The organism is Aquimarina algiphila (assembly GCF_947494415.1).
Lineage (GTDB): Bacteria > Bacteroidota > Bacteroidia > Flavobacteriales > Flavobacteriaceae > Aquimarina > Aquimarina algiphila.
Genome location: NZ_CANLVC010000007.1, coordinates 72,694 through 92,135, shown reverse-complemented (window position 1 = coordinate 92,135; position 19,442 = coordinate 72,694). Strand labels below are relative to the sequence as shown.

Below are 19,442 nucleotides of genomic sequence, written 5' to 3'. Positions count from 1 at the left end.
TAAATTTGGTGTTACATCAAACTCTTAAGTTGAAAACGCACTTTTAATACTTCTTGTATATCACGTATTGGCCTAAAACATCGTTTTAGCTTTAGTTTATCATTCTTACTTAGTGTATTCAACTTAATAAACCTTCCTGAATCATGGTGAAGTAAACCTTGGCGGGTTCTGAATTTAATAAGCACTCTAAATGCCTTTGCACAACTTTCAAAAAGCGCAGCATTTTCTGGTTCAACTTCACCAAGCTTGGCATACCTAAGCAATGTATTATTTACTCCTTTTAGATTATGGTATAGTGATAATATTCTGGCGGCATCAATCAATACCATCATCGCCCTGGTTTTAATATCAAAAGTATCCTTATGCTCCCCATTTTGTTCTACCAGAAATTGTTTAAAAAACCCTAATGGAGAAGGTTTTTGTAGAGCACTGACTCCTAACAAACCTAAGAATCTATTACTTTTATTAACACCATCAAACACAACATCAGACAGTTTATCTGCAAGAGTAACCTCCCCATATACATATTGAAAATCAAAAAATATTGAGGATAATAATGTACCTTCTTCATCAGGAGTAGTCATCCATTCGCGAAACTGAGATTCCCATTTTGAGACTGTCATACACCATCTTGGGTTACTAGCCATCATTTCTGCAGGGCAGTATTCATATCCGATAGTATGAAGCCCTTTTGTAATTATACCTGATAATTCTAAAAAATAACGCTGTATTGACTCATAATCTTCTTCAGGAACATCTTCAAAAATCAAAGCATTATCCTGATCAGTCATCAGTAACTGCTCTCTTCTTCCCTGGCTTCCCAATACAATAAAACAAAAAGCTACCGGAGGTGGAGAGGACATTTCTTTTAATGCAAGCTTAATAACCCGTGTAATTAATGCATCATTAATCTCTGATATGATATTAATAATATGTGGTGTTGGGATATCCTGTTCTAAATATGACTTGAGTAATTTCTCTACCTGTTTACGAATATATCTTAGTTTCTGAAGTTTTTTAACCCGTTTGGTCTCTTTTATCAAAACCGAAGGGTTATTACCAAAAGATACCAAAAGATCATGATCAGAAAGAATCCCTATAAGTTTTGAGTTTCGTGTACCATCTTTAGTAATGCATAGATGACTTAAATTATTTTTAATCAATGCAATTTGAGCCTCTGCAACTGTAACTTTTTTTGAATATGTAAATACCGGAGTTATCATAATTTGAGAAACCAAAGTAGTAATAGGAAATATTCCTGTAGCTACTTTAACCCTAAGGTCTTCATCTGTAATTATACCCAAAGGATAGTTGTTATCATCGACAATAATCATACAACTTACCCTTTTTTTTGTCATTTTTTTAGCAATATCCCGAATAGTATCCTCTGGCGAACAAGTGATGGGTTTTTTTCGATAAGAAACAGTACGTAATCCAGAAAGATCTTTGGCAGCTTCAATAGAAATGGTATTATCTATTCGATGTCCTTTTTCAGTTTCGGTGTAATCATTTCGCGCATGAGCCGCAAAACTACTCAGTAAAAATTTATTTACTTCTTTATTCTCTTCTATAAAGGGTTCAAAAACTTTGGCAGGAATAGCATAAACAATAGATTCTTCATCTGCTATTGCAGACATACGATAGTTTTTTTTGATAATCATAATCCGAAGACCAAACAAATCTCCAGAATCACATATATCGACCAAATTCTGATTCGACTCAAAATTACGATATAGTCCTATTGCTCCTTCTCTTACAATATAAAACTCATCATGACATCGATTATCTTGTTGAAAGATATATTGTCCTTTCTCTACATACAAAACTCTAATATGTGCAGAGATCGATAATAGTTCTTCTTTTTTTAAGTAATTAAAAGGAGGAAATTGCTTTAAAAAATCCTGGATACGTTCTGCAATAGTATTTTTCATATTTCAAAATAACATCATCAATTCAGGTTTCTTTTTTCTATAAAAAAACGAGATAAAAGTTCTCCACATTCCTTTTCCATAACTCCTCCTATGATTTCTGTTTTAGGGTGAAGTTTTGTTCCCATCGTGGTACATCCCCGTCTTTCATCAACAGCTCCATATACTACTTTCTTTATTTGACTCCAATACAAAGCACCAGCACACATCTGGCATGGTTCTAAAGTAACATATAACGTACATTCTTTTAGATATTTGCCTCCCAGAAAATTTGCAGCAGCAGTTATAGCTTGCATTTCGGCATGAGCCGTAACATCATTCAATAATTCTGTAAGGTTATGTGCTCTGGCAATAATCCTATCAGCCACTACAATAACAGCACCTATGGGAACCTCATTTTTTTCATATGCTAATTCTGCCTCCTGAAGAGCTTTCTTCATATAATAAGAATCATCCAATGGATCTAACATCGCTATAACTTAAGATTATACACAAACTTAAGCAAATTGGCAGGAAACTTGATTACCATTAAAAACTAACTTTTTAATTTATGGGAAAATTCTATAAAATTTCGATTCCAAAACCTTGTCATGAAGATTGGAATACAATGACACCTTCAGAAAAAGGTAGATTTTGTGATTCTTGTGCAAAAACAGTAATTGATTTTACAACTATGTCTTCTTTACATATACAAGATTTTCTGGCTGAAAATAAAAGTAAAAAGATATGTGGTCATTTTAAGAAAACACAACTGGACACCATACATATTTCGATTCCGATTCACATTATTAAGACCAAACATACCTTTAGGCGATCATTTTTGTTGGCATTGCTTATTGTCATGGGAACCACTTTGGTTAATTGTACAAATCACGATGGAAAGCAACAAAAAATTGAAAGTGTCGAATTAAAAGAAGTTATAGATACTAAGAAAAATAATACTGTTAATATTGATAGTATTCCAAAGAAATGCACAAAAAACACTTCTCTTACTTCTACAAAGAAGAAAGAAGAGACAGTACCTGGATTTATAGAGGTTATTCCAGAAGAAATCATACCTCCACCAGTGATTCCTGAACCTATTGAAACGGTAGAAGGTGGTATTGAAATTGTAATGGGAGATCTAATTGCTTCTAATGAAATCATAAACCTTAATCAACCAATTCCTATTCATCTACTTGACACATCTCCAGCATTAAGCAAAACTCCAATAAAAAAAAGGACACAAGAAAATTATTCGAAACAGATGAAAAAGTTGATCACAAAATATTTCAACACCGATATCGGAAGAAAATTGGGATTACAAGGTGTACAACGAATATATGTAAGGTATGAGATCAATAAAGATGGAGTAATCAAAGATATCGAAACTAGAGCACCGCATCCAGAACTAGAAAAAGAAGCTAAAAGAGTATTGCAAAAGATTCCAAAACTCATTGCAGGAACCTACAAAAATGAGCCTGTACGAACCATATATCATTTACCGATTGTATTTAAGATAGAAGAATAACCTTTAAAGTTGTAGTTTTGTGCATCAATTATCTTTGAATGTCTAACGAGTTACTACAACATATCACATACCCCTCTGATCTAAGAAAACTATCTCCGGATCAATTGCCAAAATTAGCCCAAGAATTGCGAGATTTTGTCATCAACATTGTAGCTACCAAGGAAGGGCATTTGGGGGCGAGTTTGGGTGTTATAGAACTTACTATTGCATTACATTATATTTTTAATACTCCTGATGATCTTTTGGTATGGGATGTGGGTCATCAAGCATATCCACATAAAATTCTGACTGGGCGAAAAGATATATTTCATACTAATCGTCAACTAAACGGTATTAGTGGTTTTCCAAAACGCAGTGAAAGTGAATATGATACTTTTGGTGTAGGGCATTCTTCTACCTCTATTTCTGCGATATTAGGAATGGCAATTGCCTCAAAACTTCAAGGAAATACAACAAAACAACATATTGCAGTAATCGGAGACGCTTCGATTGCAAGTGGAATGGCTTTTGAAGGGCTTAATCATGCCGGAGTAACTGATACAAATATGTTAGTCATTCTTAATGATAATGCGATTGGAATCGATCCTAGCGTAGGTGCACTTAAAGAATATCTTACCAAAGCCAAAGTTGGGGTTAAACCTAGAACCAATAATATCATCGAGGCTTTAAATTTCAATTATTTTGGTCCTATAGATGGCCATGATTTGCCAACTTTACTCAAAACCTTAGAAATACTAAAAACCACAGAAGGCCCAAAGCTTTTACATATTATTACCACCAAAGGAAAAGGATTAAAACAAGCTGAAGAAAATCAGGTGAAATATCATGCTCCAGGTAAATTTGATGCCTCTACCGGGGATTTAATTTCAAAAGATAGTACCGGACTACCACCCAAGTTTCAGGATGTATTTGGACATACTATTCTGGAACTAGCTAGAAAAAATGATAAAATTGTGGGTATTACTCCCGCTATGCCAACAGGAAGTTCTTTAAAATACATGATGGATGAAATGCCAGACAGAGCCTTTGATGTTGGTATAGCAGAACAACATGCCGTTACTCTTGCAGCCGGAATGGCAGCACAAGGCTTGATTCCTTTTTGCACTATTTATTCTACTTTTTTACAACGTGCATATGACCAAGTGATACATGATGTGGCCTTACAAGATTTACCTGTTATTTTTTGTATCGATCGAGCTGGTATTGTAGGAGCAGATGGAGCCACACATCATGGAGTTTTTGATATTGCTTATCTTACTTGCATCCCTAATATCATCATTGCTGCTCCTGCAGATGTTATTGAATTAAGGCATCTACTCTATACCGCTTCGTTAGGTTTAGATCATCCTATAGCTATACGTTATCCCCGAGGAAGAGGACATATTACCAACTGGAAAGTAGACATGCAATCATTAACAATCGGAAAAGCAACTCAATATACCAAAGGGTTAGATATCGCTATACTTTCTACAGGTACAATTGCTCATAATGTTATCAATGCTTTAGATTCATTACATCAACCCATTGGTCATTATCACTTTTGTTTTATAAAACCATTAGATGCTGATCTACTCAAACAAATACTACAGCAATATAAAACCATCATCACAGTAGAGGACGGAGTTGTAAAAGGCGGATTTGGAAGCTCTATCATCGATTTTGCTAATCAACATCAATTTAAAAACAACATTACCACACTAGGTCTCCCAGATCAATTTATCCATCATGGCACTGTTGATGAATTACATGATATTTCTGGTATATCTTCAGAAAGTATTCAAAAGGTGGTAAAAAATTCCTATAACTTTTAACTCTTTTCATCACTTTTGTCTTTTCACTTTCAAAAAAAAATAAAATAGGATGGTAACATTTCTAGCTATATGGTAACCTACATAAGAACAAACTATTATTTAATTACTATCTATCATGAAAAAATTTAGCGTATTTATCCTTCTTTTTACTTCAATTCTAATGTCTTGCAATAGCGATGATGATGATCCTCAAAGTGAAAACCCAGAATCGACTTCAAAATTAATAGGGAAATGGGGAGAAATTTCATTTTCTCAACAAGGAGAAATGATGACTATAACAGACTGTGAAAAAAGGTCTACTATAGAATTTAGCGCTCAGTCGTATACCGATATTGGTTATGCACCTGTCAATACTGATTGTCAAATCGATTACCAAGATACAGGCACATGGAAAGAAGATGGAGATAAATTAACTCTCACCTACACTGATGAAGGGGAAACAATTGTAGAAGAAGCCGTTTTTACTATCATCGATGATATACTAACCATAGAATATGATGATGAAGGTTTTAAAACTGAATTTGGTTATAAGAAACTATAATCTCTTGGTTCTTTTGACAAAATATAACATCTATTATTTGATAGATGTTATATTTTTAACCCTCTAATCTTTTGAAATTTCAATAATGCATTACCATCTGTGAGGCTTGCTACATAGTTACTGATTCCTATCAGCCGTGTATATAAATCGGTATTTGTATAATCAAAATTCTCTCCTTCTGCCCTAAGAATAAGTTGATCATAGTTTGAACTCTTACTCTCATTAAAATTATCTGTAGCCACACAATATCGGTCTAAAAGTGTTGCAAGAATTTCATATCCTGCAATCTCTTTCTCTGTGACTTCCTGGCTTTGATAAATTTTGGCAATACTGATCTTGATAATGTCGTTAATTTGAGCTTCATATTTGCTTTTATCTATTAATGCTGCATCAAAATCTCCAGACAGTATTGCTTCTTCATTTTGAATAAAGATAGTTGCAGCCTCTCCTATTAAAGTATTAATTGCTAAAGCTCTTAAATAGCTCAAACGATCAGCAGTAGTTGCCAGTTTATTATATTTTGAAGTATTAATTGTATCCTTTACTAGTTTAATCAAATATTCTAATGCATATTCCTCTTCTATTAATCCCAGATTTATCCCATCTTCAAAATCAATGATTGTATAGCAAATATCATCGGCTGCTTCTACCAGAAAAGTTAATGGATGACGGCTATAAGTAACTTCTTTTCCTATACTATGTTTTAACAATCCCACTTCTTCAGCCACCTCCTCAAAGAAGGCTTTTTCATTCTGAAAATACCCAAATTTTTTATGCGCAATATGTTTTGTCGGTTTTATAGGTAGTGATTCTTTAGGATACTTCATAAATGCACCCAAGGTGGCATAAGATAATCTAAGACCTCCTTCAATTCCTTCTCTGGATTCTGTAAGAATTTTAAAACCGTTTGCATTACCTTCAAAATCAATCAGATCCTGGTACTGCTTTGGCGTGAGCTGATCTTTATATCGATTACCACTTCCTGTTTTAAAATACTCTCCTATAGCTTTTTCTCCAGAATGCCCAAAAGGTGGATTTCCAATATCATGAGCTAAAGCCGCCGCCGCAACAATGGCTCCAAAATCATTAAATTGATATCCATGGATTGCAGAAAGATGCGGATGTTTTTCTAAAATTTTCTTTCCCACTACTCTACCCAAAGAACGCCCTACTACAGACACCTCTAAACTATGCGTCAGTCTCGTATGCACAAAACTAGTCTTGGACAAAGGAATAACCTGTGTCTTATCTTGTAAACTCCTAAAGGCAGAAGAGAAGATAATGCGATCATAATCTACCTCAAAACCTAATCGTGTTTCATCCTGCTCTTTACGTAATCTTTTATTTTTATCCCCTTGTCTTTTTAACGACAGAAGTTCTTCCCAATTCATCATATTTCTAAGAAAATTCGAATATACAAAAAAGGGAAGCATCCTAAGAAAACTTCCCTTTTGCCCTATATAAATCTAGGTCTAAGACCCACACATTAAACAATCGTCTCCTTCGCCTTCTTTGGATTGTGCAATAATTGCACGAAGTTCTTCTGGAGTAAGCGCCGTTCCTTCTACAGGAACTGCTTCTATTTCTTGTTTTGGCTCAGCTTTGGTTGCCGCTTGTGCTTCCATTACTTGTGCAGCAGCCACAGCTACTTGCTCTGGCTTAGGAGCCTCTTTAGTTTCTTTTTTAAGTGTAAACTTAATTGCATCTACTGCAGATTTTGTTCTTAGGTAGTACATTCCTGTTTTTAATCCACTTTTCCATGCATAAAAATGCATTGAAGTTAACTTGGCCATAGTAGCCCCTTCTAAGAATAAGTTTAGTGATTGAGACTGATCGATAAAATATCCTCTATGACGAGACATATCGATAATATCTTTCATACTCATCTCCCAAACAGTTTTATATAATTCTTTTAGATCCTGCGGAATAATATCTATATTTTGTATTGATCCATTTGCACGCATGATAGCATCCTTAAGCTCATCATTCCATAATCCTAATTTTACCAGATCTTCTAATAAGTGTTTATTTACTACAATAAACTCTCCAGATAACACACGTCTGGTATAGATATTACTTGTATATGGCTCAAAAGCCTCATTATTTCCTAAGATCTGAGAAGTAGATGCTGTAGGCATTGGAGCTACTAATAAAGAGTTACGTACTCCGTTTTTAAGCACTTGCTTACGTAATTTTGCCCAGTCCCAACGACCACTTAATTCTTCATCTTTTATCCCCCATAGATTGTATTGGAAATCTCCTTTAGAAATTGGAGATCCTTCATAACTTTGATATGGCCCATCAGCTTTTGCTTCTTCCATAGATGCTGTTACTGCAGCAAAATATAGTGTTTCAAAAATCTCCTGATTTAATTTTTTAGCTTCATCACTGGTAAACGGTAAACGTAACTGGATAAATGCATCAGCCAATCCTTGCACTCCTAACCCAATCGGGCGGTGACGCATATTAGAATTTTCTGCTTCTTTTACCGGGTAATAGTTACGATCAATCACCCTATTCAGGTTTTTGGTCACACGTTTGGTAATTTTATAAAGTTCTTTGTGATCAAACTCCCCATTCTTCACAAACATTGGTAATGCAATAGATGCCAAATTACATACTGCTACTTCATCAGGGCTTGTGTACTCCAGTATCTCCGTACATAAATTAGATGAACGAATAGTACCCAGATTCTGTTGATTAGACTTACGGTTTGCTGCATCTTTATACAACATATATGGTGTCCCTGTTTCGATCTGAGATTCTAAAATCTTCTCCCAGAGTTCACGCGCTTTTATTGTTCTTCGCCCTTTTCCTTCTGCTTCAAAACGAAGGTAAGCCTCTTCAAACTCATCGCTATGAATATCAAATAAACCAGGACATTCATTAGGACACATTAATGTCCATTCTGCATCATCCTGTACTCGTTTCATAAATAAATCTGGTACCCACATTGCATAGAATAAATCACGTGCACGCATTTCTTCTTTACCATGGTTCTTTTTAAGATCCAGGAAATCAAAAATATCGGCATGCCAAGGCTCTACATATATAGCAAAAGAACCTTTACGCTTTCCTCCACCTTGATCTACGTAACGAGCAGTATCATTATATACTCTAAGCATAGGTACAATACCATTAGAAGTACCATTAGTTCCTGCAATGTATGATCCTGTAGCACGTACATTATGTATAGATAATCCAATTCCCCCTGCAGATTGTGAAATCTTAGCTGTTTGTTTTAATGTATCGTAAATACCATCAATACTATCATCTTTCATTGTCAATAGGAAACAAGAAGACATCTGTGGTTTTGGTGTTCCCGAATTAAACAGTGTAGGCGTAGCGTGTGTAAAATATTTTTTCGACATCAATTCATATGTCTCAATAGCCGCATCTAGGTCATTAGGATGAATCCCAATAGATACCCTCATAAGCATATGTTGTGGACGTTCTGCAATCTTACCATTAATCTTTAGTAAGTAAGAACGTTCTAATGTTTTAAAACCAAAATAATCATAACCAAAATCGCGATTGTAAATAATAGTAGAGTCTAATTTTTCTTTATTAGCTATAATTACATCATATACATCGTCTGCTATTAATGGTGCTTTTTTTCCTGTTCTGGGGTTTACATATTCATAAAGATCTGTAACCACTTCAGAAAATGTCTTTTTTGTATTTTTATGTAAATTAGAAACAGAGATACGAGCTGCAAGTTTTGCATAGTCAGGATGCGTTATGGTCATTGTCGCAGCTATTTCTGCTGCAAGATTATCCAACTCACTAGTCGTTACTCCATCATATAGTCCTTCTATCACCCTCATTGCAACCTTTACAGGATCAACTAACGGATTAAGTCCATAACATAATTTTCTTACCCTCGCGGTAATCTTGTCGAACATAATTGGTTCTTTACGCCCATCTCTTTTTACTACATACATACGCTTTTTTGGTTTTTAATTTTTCCTTTCACAAGGAAGTTGATGATAATTTTGTGTTCCTAATTTTACATTTCGAAAGTCAAAATAGTATCGTATTTTACTCAAAATCAGATAGTCAGAATAAACCTCTTTATTCTAAAAATAAGAGTAATTTACAAGTAAAATACAATAAATATGACTCGCCCTTTTTTGTTTGTAAGCTTTTATAAAGCTGTATCAAACTGAGCTAATCTGAATAAACAGAAGAAATGTTTTTGACTAGCTCAGAATGAATATATTATTATTTTGAGAGATTTTTAGAAATTAAAAGTCTGCATCAAAACTTATTTTATTGTCTTCGTTATCTTTATTAAGCACTCCGGCTTTTTGATATTCTGAAACTCGTTTTTCGAAGAAATTAGTTTTTCCTTGTAACGAGATCATATCCATAAAATCGAATGGATTTGCGGTTCCGTATTCTTTTTCACATTCTAATTCTACTAATAGCCTGTCTGTAACAAATTCCAAATATTGAGTCATCAATTTTGCATTCATTCCGATCAAGCTTACCGGAAGAGATTCTGTTATAAATTCTCTTTCTATATTAAGTGCATCTACAATAATTTCTCGAATTCTTTCTTTTGGTACTTTATTTACCAGGTGTTTATTATGAAGGTGGACTGCAAAATCACAATGAACTCCTTCATCTCTTGAAATCAATTCATTAGAAAAAGTAAGTCCTGGCATTAGTCCACGTTTCTTCAACCAAAATATAGAACAAAATGCTCCCGAAAAGAATATTCCTTCTACAGCTGCAAAAGCAATAAGGCGTTCTGCAAAAGAATCTGATTCTATCCATTGTAATGCCCAGTCTGCCTTTTTCTTAATCGCAGGAAAATTTTCGATTGCATTAAACAACATATCCTTTTCTTTCTCATCCTTTACATAAGTATCAATTAGCAGGGAATACGTTTCAGAATGAATATTTTCCATCATGATTTGAAATCCGTAGAAAAATTTTGCTTCACTATATTGTACTTCATTTACAAAATTCTCTGCCAGGTTTTCGTTTACAATTCCGTCAGATGCAGCAAAAAATGCTAAAATATGTTTAATAAAATATTGTTCATCTTCATTAAGCTTGGTTGCCCAATCTGTAATGTCCTGGTGTAAATCAATCTCTTCTGCTGTCCAAAAACTAGCTTCCGACTTCTTATACCATTCCCAAATATCATGATGTTGAATCGGGAAAATCACGAATCGATCTTTGTTTTCTTGCAAAATAGGTTCTACTACACTCATTCTAATTTTTTTTAGCTGTTTTTTTCTTGAGATTTTTCTTTTTCTTAGGGAATAACAAAGATCAAGAAATACCTCAAAAGTTCTACTAAAAGTTAACAAACGTTTTCAACAAAGTTTTCAACACGAAGTGATTTTGGAATAAAATGATTCTTTACAAAACATCATTTAATCAATTAAAAATCAATTGCTTACATTTTTCACAAAAACGCACATAATCTGAGTTTTATTCTTAAAAAACTCTTATTTTTCACTTGCTGACCGAGTTTTATTAACAGAAAATCAAAAAGTCAAAAAAGCATCAATTTACGGTAAAACCGTAGTTGAAAAAAGTGATTATTTTAACAATAAAAAATAGATTTTTAGATGTTTTTTAAATAAAAAAAGTGCTAATTCCATTCAAAAAGCGATGAATTTAACGATTAATTTTTTTTGCAACATACTCTTACTAATTTTCATTTATTAAGTAGTCTAGATTTTCTTTAATCAGTATTTGATCATTTATTGTTATTTCAACATGTATTATTGTAATAAACGATGTTGCATACCTTAAATAAGATATAAAAAAACGATTGAATCGTAATTTATATTACGATTCAATCGCTCTATTACTTATACTCTATGTTTTTCTATTTTTAATTAAAACAAACACATAGCATAACATTATTGCACGATATCTAATCCAAAGAAAATTGCTAATTTTCTTTTTATATTACCCATCCAAAAATACCCTTCTAAGCTTCTGTTTTGACTACTTCCTGTTTCTTTCATAATAGTATATCCCCCAGCCAAATTCATATAATCTCCATTGATATCTCCTTTTACAACAATAGGCTTCCCATAATCACCTTTATCACTTACTCCAGATAAATACTTTAACGCTTCACCAACATGAATTCTTCTTACTTCGTTTCTACCTAACGCAATTCTTTTATTTCCACTACGCTCTGTTACATTTACTTTCAAATCTATAGAAGCGTCTGATTTTAATAAATCTCTTTCTATCTTATAAGTAACAGAATTATTGATATTAATAGTTCTATTTTCTCTGATATGAATCTGCCTGTTTTCTCTAGATGTTACTAATGTTGTAATACGATTATTTTTGTTAAACAATTTGTTATGATCACTATTTCGATATACAAAATCTGAATGATCAATTACAATCGCATTATTATCTCTGTTTTTAGCTTGTGCAGTGGCTGTAATAATATAATCATCTACATTATCACGATCATCGCTTGCTAAGCATTTTATACTTTTTATAATTAATTTTAAATATGCTCTTTCTGAAACGGGCTTGCACTCTGTAATTGTTTGCTTAAACACACTTCTAATAGCACAAAGTGAATTATCATTAGCAAAACGAAGATTGTATCCTATCGGTTTTCCATATCCTGTTCCTGCCGCATTAAAAGAGCCTTCTATATAGTTTTTAAACCCTCTTAGCATATCTGAGTTTGTAATAGATTTTACAGCATCTCTAGCATCACCTCCATAAATTAATACTTTAGCTGTAGATTCTCTCATGATTTTTTTCATATCAAAATTAGCACTACCACCTCCCTGCGTAGCTTTATTATCATAATCAACATTAAGTGCTGCTTGTATCTCGGCTTCAGAATAATTTGTATCCATCATAAGAATAGCTCTTCGTCCATAAATCACATTACTGATATATACATAATCTCCCAAGGTATTATTTAGACTAGAATCAACAAATACATTACTGCTTAAAGGATCTGTAAAAATAGAATAGTAGATCTGTGTAAAATCTACCATTATATAATTTCTATTTTGTTTTTTACTAAAATTAAATCCTAAACTAGCTTCGATACCCGATAAATCTTTATAGTATCCCGTTAATTTTATAGAAAGATCCTTTTCTGAATCAATTTTATTTACTGTATATTTAATTGCCGCACCATTGGCTTTATTTTTATTTAATCCATCGACTAGCTCTGTTACTTTTGTGGACAAATTAGTTGGTGTAGGATCACTAACTTTTATTCTTTTTCTAGAAGTAGTAATGGTAATATTAATAGGAGTTCTTTTATGTGAAGTTGAAGCATAACTTCCTCTAAGTGTAGATTCTGCATCTAATAGATTTCCTGGTTTTAACCAATCTGCATTTTGATTCATCGTTACAAAATCAATTTCACTAGTATTGACATCCATTTCATATGTTTTTGTCACACAATCTCTATTCACCTTTTTGCTACTGGTCTCTTTTTGGTGATCAGAAACTTCTCCTTCTTCGTGCATTGACAACACTACTTTATCATTACCAGAACCTTTTGTAATCGATATATTTTTTCGTTTTGAGGGAATGGTGTTATTTATCGGTGTATTCTCAAAATTGGTTTTACCATTAATATCTTTTACACCAGACCAAGTACCTGCTGACAAATCATTACCCCAACCCCAAACACCTGTAAATTCATTACCTTCTAAAGAAAAAGAAAAACTCCCTTTTTTTGACTTATTAGTAAATATTCCTTTTAGTTGATCCCCCGAAATTGTTCCTTCTATCTTACCAACATTTGCATAATCACCAGTAACTTTATTTCCGTTTTGAGTGAGCTTTAAAATTCCGTAGGTGGTTTTCCAATTTCCCGTCCAAGATGATTTTAGTTTTTTTGATACGCTTTTTAAATTTTTCATGGTTTTACTTTTATTTTCATTAATTCTTATTGTCCTTTATGGACATGATTCATGGTTTAGTGTAACCAGTTTAAAAAAGTAAACACCCACTATAAAAATTATAGTAGGTGTTTATAGATAAAGATTAAAAAAAGGGGGTAATCTACTATTTGATTATGAATTCTTACAAAGAGATTATGAATACCTTTTTAGCATTCAGAAACATGAATATGAAGAAGGCTTCAACTTAATTTCTACGATATAACCAAATGATTTTGATATAAAAAACATCTAAATGCACAACGATCTATTAATATCTTTCTCTTTTTCTCATTAAAATTTAACCGCTAATCTCTTGGTAATTTCTCCTGCATAACTCATTTTAGACACTGAACTACTTAATGCTCTTATCCTTTTCTGACGAGCTTGTTGTTTAATATTTTGCTGTATCACTCTTAATGACATTTCTTGTGGTTTAACAACAGATCCCATTTCTTTTAAACTAACATTTGTAGCACTGTCAAAAACATTTTTAAGTACTTTCTGCAACCTCAATAATCGCCATGCAGCTATATTGGACAAAGAATTTACCTGGCTGTTTTCAAGGTCTATTGCTTCTATACTATTAACTGTCTTTGACAACTCGTTGAAAATACGTTCAAAAAACTCTTCTAGCGTTTCAATTTTTTCATCCCATGGCTTTTTATTAAAATTAGGAGTATGTGCATTTTGAAGAAATGTTTTAATAAACGGAAAATTAGATGCTAATTTTCTTCTTACTTCAGATTTCAATGCATTCTCATATACTTTAGAGCTATCATTATAAACCCATAAAATCCTTGTTTTGAAACCTCCTCTTATCCCATAAAATGCATTGTTCAAGACTTCGTATTCTTGTTCATGATAGGTTATACCAGGGATTAGTCCATAAAAATCTTTATTTTTATAAGCAACTCCCCTTAAATCAAATCCATTAATATTTTCATTGTTGATTTCGTCAGGAATATCATTACCACCATGCGTTCGATTGGATAAAAGGTGGGTTTTATGTAACCCTTCAATCGTAGCTTTATATGATCTTTGGTTAAAAACCTTACCAATACCATGTCGGCCTAAGAAATTAGAAGGTGAAGTCAAATCATTTTCTCCATTGGTAATTCGAGAAACATCATGCCCAAACAACTGTAATAAAAAACTATCTGCTTTAATTCCAAAAGGAAATCTAGTATCATTTTTTAATGGTTCATCTGTATTAATAAAAACAACGATAGAGCGTACTCTTCTTTTTAAAAGAGGAATAATCCCATAATTATCTGTATATCCTCCATCACCATATGCTCTATCAACGGTTAAGGCTGGATCAAATGGAGATACAGGCCAGGTTTTAAATTTTGGGAATATTTGTAAAGCACTCAAAATGTTGGAAGAATAATGATTTACCAGATGAGATAAATACCCTGGCGCCGACCCCGAAACACCCATAATGTCTTTAAGGCTTAACCGTCTATGATCATTTTCTATATTTGTTTCTACCCATTGATCATTCGGTCTTCCATCTATAGGGTTTCTATACGTATCCCAACCTATATTTTCCAGATATCCACCACCAATATTAAAATTAAAACTTCCTCTTTTACGACGATGTATACCACTATATTTTGGAGTAAAATCAACGTGTTCCCAAGTAAAATGGTTGTCTTTAACTACTGGTAATATACCTTCATTAGTAATTTTTGTATAATCTTGATTCATTGCACCATTAACACACATATAAGGTCTACTTTTTTCGACAGTATAAAAATCATGTTGATTCAAATGGTTATTTCTACGGGTAAGTTTTGTAATATCACGGTCTTTCCATGTTGTATGTCTATTATTATTCAATCTAAACTTCTTAAGAAAAACATCTCCAACAATATTACTAAATGTTTCATCGACATCAGCTCCATCAAACACTTTTGAATACTGACTTAATAATCGATGATTAAGTCTAGAATTTGCGATACAATGAGCAAACATTTCGGATCTACTATTAATGGTATCTAAGCGTCTAGCTGTCATCTGCTCTGGTGCTGTATAAGCTCCTAAAAAATGAGTATCATTAAAACCTTTTGGCAAATATGTATAGGGTACTATCGCCCAACTTCCTCCAGATATAGAACCAGTATACCTTATTTTAGATTGTAATTTCATTTTATGTATTGCCTGTAAGTACCCCAACGATAAAGATGCTGAGCGTGTGCCCCCACCACTAAATGCTAATCCAACATTTGGTCGATTTATAATCTCTGATTCATCCAACTCAGGAAAATTAAATCGTGAACTAGTCTTATATATTGCAACCTTGGTTTTAGGGCCTATAAGATTTCCAAAAAATCGAATAGAATTATCAAGATATGTCCCTATCTTTCCTGTAACCTCAAGACCAACATCATAAACATTTTTTGCACCTTCTATTAGTGCTCCTCCTATATTTTGTAAAAACCCCATAGCTCTTTTATTTTATGATTTTAGATTGTAACTCATTTATCATTTGTTGCTGTTCTTTTATAGCCTCTACCAGAATAGGCAAAATACCCTGGTAGTTTAAAGACTTTTCTCCATTCGTGTCGGTTGATGCAAGTTCTGGTACTATTTTTTCGACCTCCTGAGCGATAAAGCCATATTGTTTTTTGTGCTCTACATTTTTGGTTTGCTTTGCCTTTTCATTCCAATCATAGGTTACTCCATTTAAAGAAGAAATAGCTTCAATTGGATTTACTATACTTTCTACATTTTCTTTAAACGCAACATCTGATAAGGTTTTATAAGCCTGCGTCCCTGCTATTGATCCGTTTACTTCTAACTCATGTGTTGGATTTTCTACTCCGATACCCACTTTTTTACTTCCTAAAAAGACATTTAATACTCCTTTTCCATTACTATCAAAATGAAAACTATCCTTCTTATCACTATATCTTAACCCCCAATTCGAGAAGTTTTTGGAGTGAGAAAGTACCATTTTGTCAGGATTAGATGTTCCGCTTTCAAATAAATATTGAGCAGGTTCATTTCCATTTTTAAACTGAATATTCTTTACATCTAATTGATTTGCATTCGATGTTTGATTGCCAGATGATGACGCCCCTGATTGTCCTAAGATTCCTTTTAATGTAGTACCATCTTTGAAAATAATATCTTGTTTTATAGGGTCGATAACAAGAAGGTCTGTATTTGATTTTCCTTTAAATACTATCTTCCCAGGAATGATTTCTTCATTTTTCCATCCAAAAATTTCCAAATCTTTAATTTGTCCTTCAACACCATTTAGTTTACTAGCATGAACACTTTTTACACGCATATAACTATCACTAATTATTGTTCTGCCACTTTTACCATAAAGGCTAATGTGACTATGGCTAGGCGCTGTTGAGTCTCCAAGGGTTAAGGTCCCATTAGATGATAGTTTAGCCGTTGCTTTACCTTTTGTATTTTCAATAATTAAATCTTCTCCGTTTTTAATTCGAAGATCGCCTTCAATTTGTACTTCTTTGTCTGTTAAAATAACATCTGCTTTTTTCATTTTTATTTGATTTATGGTTTATATAAAATTTGATTTATTTGAATCTGAAGCATCAAAATGCTTGAAATAAAAGTTATCTGTGAATAGGTCTTTATCAACCATGGTAACGTGTAGTTTTCCGTTAATCCCAGGAGTCGATGCGATAGGGTTTTGATCAGGAGTGAGGTTACAATATGTGATTCCTTCTAATTCGTCACCTTCAAAAATAGCTCCTCCTGGAAAAGGAATATAATTGGTTCTTTTTATGATTTTTTTATATACAAATTGTCTTCCTGTATACATATCAAAACCTAATAACCCCGCATCACCATCCCTACTATCACTCAACAAATAGAGGTTGCCATTTGGACTAAAACACCCTCCCTGAATTCGTTTTAATTTGAAGTTTTGAAAATTGGAGTCAAAAAGTGGAAATCTATCCAAAAAATGAACTCCTGTAATCTCTTTACCTTTGGTTTCTAATTGATATACAAACAACCCTTCTTTTGAATCAAAGTCAAAATTACTAGTGAATAATCGTTTAGTCTTTGGGTCAATTGTACACCAGGGAAAACCATGTTGATCATCATTTTTGATATCATAATCATATAGGCATTTTAATGTTTGGCAATCGTGGACAGCAATTTTTGGAGGGCGTTTTCCTTCTAAGGGAACAAAAACCTTGTTTTGATATATATCTATATCCCCCATGTGATCGTATCCTTTACCATTTTGATAAAGCCTTGAAGGAATGCCCGCATTATTACTCTTTTTTATTTTGGAAGTAATTTTAGTAGTTAGAGGTATTTTAAAAAGATTATGTCGATTAGTAAAATACCAATATTGATCATCATGAGCCGCTCCTTGACTATTATCTCCCCATTCTGGATCAATTTTGGCAGGAAACTCTGCACTTTTTGTTAGTTTGTGAGGAGCTTGACAAGAGATCATCCAATTTTGTAATGAAATAAAATCTCTATTCTTATAAAATGGATTTAACCATTGTCTAAATGCTATTTTTTTATTGTAAAAACTGGTAAATAATTGCCTTATAGATGTCGCCGAATTCATATACTAATATTTTTAACTAATTGATAATCGCTTATTTCAACTCCTTCAAATACATAGGTATCATCTCCCATCCCAAGAACTAAAATGACAGCTCCTTTAGGGGCATTATAAACAGCATACTTAATTGCTTTCTCTCGTTCCCGAATTTTGATAAGACTAGAATCTTCTTGCGCTATTTGATCTAGAATAGAAGTTGTAGATTCACTTCTGGATTGGTCTTCTGTAATAATAACAACATCACTGTAACGTTTTGCAATCTTACCCATCAATGGCCGTTTGGTTTTTGATCTATCTCCGCCACAACCAAACACAGTCCAAACAGAAGCATATGACTTTAGCTGTATATCTTTAAGTAAGCACAAAAGACCTCCTGGGTTATGCGCAAAATCAATTATGATGTCTTTATCATATTTTTTAATACGATGATGTCTTCCGCGGGGAAGTGAGAATCTTTTTGAAATTCCAATTGCTGATTTTATAGATATCCCCGAACTATCAGCACAAAGAATTGCAGCGCAAAAATTAGGAATAAACACTGCTGAGGGGATGCATATCTCTGAAAATTTATAACCTTTATAATTAAGAGAGAAATACACCCCATCTTTATTATTCTTTTCAATTTCATACCAACAATGAGCTTCTGATTCTGATCCAAAAGTCAACACAACACAATTCGTATGTTCTTTTACAGATGCTAAATATTTATGATTTGTAATTGCGACACCATTCTCTTTAAGATGCTTTGAAAATAGTGTTAATTTGGTTTGTTTATATTCCTCATAATTATCATGATACTCAGTATGTTCATAATTAGATATCTCAGTAAGAACAGCAATATCAAGCTCAATATCATCATACAAACCATTCTTAAGAAAAGGGCTATGAGCTTCAAAATAGATATCGCAGTTCGGAGTATTAAACCTAGCTTCTTCTAACAACAATGCTAAAGGATCATTTTGTCCTAATCTATCGATGCGTTCCTGATTTTTCCAAAATCCTCTGGAACCATAGGTGTAAATATTTTTATGGACATTTTTATATAACTGCTCTAAGAAATAAAGCGTAGATGTTTTTCCATTTGTTCCTGTAACCCCAATAATCATTTCTCCTTTGTTTTTAGTTTAGTGTCAAAGAAGATTCAAAGGTTAACACATCAGGATCTTATTTTTTTAGAA

13 protein-coding genes are annotated in these 19,442 nt (G+C 33.1%); 3 read left to right on the top strand and 10 right to left on the bottom strand.

Annotated elements, in window-relative coordinates; all coding sequences use genetic code 11:
- Positions 1-11: 11 nt before the first annotated feature.
- Together PQF96_RS15180 and PQF96_RS15175 are read right to left on the bottom strand one after the other, a co-directional pair.
- On the bottom strand, positions 12-1,931 hold the full coding sequence (locus PQF96_RS15180; RefSeq protein ID WP_109435774.1) for a DUF294 nucleotidyltransferase-like domain-containing protein: 1,920 nt from the start codon (positions 1,929-1,931) through the stop codon (positions 12-14).
- Between the two features lie 17 nt (positions 1,932-1,948).
- The gene (locus PQF96_RS15175) at positions 1,949-2,398 is read right to left on the bottom strand and encodes a nucleoside deaminase (RefSeq protein WP_271767208.1); all 450 of its coding nucleotides are present in this window, start codon (positions 2,396-2,398) and stop codon (positions 1,949-1,951) included.
- A gap of 80 nt (positions 2,399-2,478) precedes the next feature.
- Between PQF96_RS15175 and PQF96_RS15170 the strand changes: the two genes are divergently transcribed.
- The 3 genes from PQF96_RS15170 (at position 2,479) to PQF96_RS15160 (ending at position 5,790) form a co-directional block, all read left to right on the top strand.
- Positions 2,479-3,438, top strand: coding sequence for an energy transducer TonB (locus PQF96_RS15170; protein WP_271767206.1), 960 nt, complete (start codon positions 2,479-2,481; stop codon positions 3,436-3,438).
- Positions 3,439-3,476: 38 nt separating this feature from the next.
- Positions 3,477-5,249, top strand: coding sequence for a 1-deoxy-D-xylulose-5-phosphate synthase (locus PQF96_RS15165; protein WP_271767204.1), 1,773 nt, complete (start codon positions 3,477-3,479; stop codon positions 5,247-5,249).
- 115 nt (positions 5,250-5,364) lie between these two features.
- Positions 5,365-5,790, top strand: a complete 426-nt coding sequence (locus PQF96_RS15160) for a lipocalin-like domain-containing protein (RefSeq protein ID WP_271767202.1) — start codon at positions 5,365-5,367, stop codon at positions 5,788-5,790.
- A gap of 47 nt (positions 5,791-5,837) precedes the next feature.
- Here the strand turns inward: PQF96_RS15160 and PQF96_RS15155 are convergent, their stop codons facing one another.
- The 8 genes from PQF96_RS15155 to PQF96_RS15120 all read right to left on the bottom strand — a co-directional run bounded on the left by PQF96_RS15155 (position 5,838) and on the right by PQF96_RS15120 (position 19,370).
- The gene (locus PQF96_RS15155; protein WP_271767641.1) at positions 5,838-7,181 is read right to left on the bottom strand and encodes a deoxyguanosinetriphosphate triphosphohydrolase; all 1,344 of its coding nucleotides are present in this window, start codon (positions 7,179-7,181) and stop codon (positions 5,838-5,840) included.
- Between the two features lie 81 nt (positions 7,182-7,262).
- Positions 7,263-9,734: a ribonucleoside-diphosphate reductase subunit alpha gene (locus PQF96_RS15150; protein WP_109435780.1), complete on the bottom strand. Its 2,472-nt coding sequence runs from the start codon at positions 9,732-9,734 to the stop codon at positions 7,263-7,265.
- 303 nt (positions 9,735-10,037) lie between these two features.
- Positions 10,038-11,015, bottom strand: a complete 978-nt coding sequence (locus tag PQF96_RS15145) for a ribonucleotide-diphosphate reductase subunit beta (RefSeq protein ID WP_109435920.1) — start codon at positions 11,013-11,015, stop codon at positions 10,038-10,040.
- Positions 11,016-11,675: 660 nt separating this feature from the next.
- Positions 11,676-13,676, bottom strand: a complete 2,001-nt coding sequence (locus tag PQF96_RS15140; protein ID WP_271767200.1) for a thiol-activated cytolysin family protein — start codon at positions 13,674-13,676, stop codon at positions 11,676-11,678.
- Positions 13,677-13,988: 312 nt separating this feature from the next.
- Positions 13,989-16,145, bottom strand: coding sequence for a patatin-like phospholipase domain-containing protein (locus PQF96_RS15135; RefSeq protein ID WP_271767198.1), 2,157 nt, complete (start codon positions 16,143-16,145; stop codon positions 13,989-13,991).
- A gap of 7 nt (positions 16,146-16,152) precedes the next feature.
- Positions 16,153-17,217, bottom strand: coding sequence for a tail fiber domain-containing protein (locus PQF96_RS15130; protein WP_271767196.1), 1,065 nt, complete (start codon positions 17,215-17,217; stop codon positions 16,153-16,155).
- 18 nt (positions 17,218-17,235) lie between these two features.
- Positions 17,236-18,267, bottom strand: coding sequence for a hypothetical protein (locus PQF96_RS15125; protein ID WP_271767195.1), 1,032 nt, complete (start codon positions 18,265-18,267; stop codon positions 17,236-17,238).
- Positions 18,264-19,370, bottom strand: a complete 1,107-nt coding sequence (locus tag PQF96_RS15120; protein WP_271767193.1) for a Mur ligase family protein — start codon at positions 19,368-19,370, stop codon at positions 18,264-18,266. The genes PQF96_RS15125 and PQF96_RS15120 overlap by 4 nt, the downstream gene beginning before the upstream one ends.
- Between the last annotated feature and the right edge of the window lie 72 nt (positions 19,371-19,442).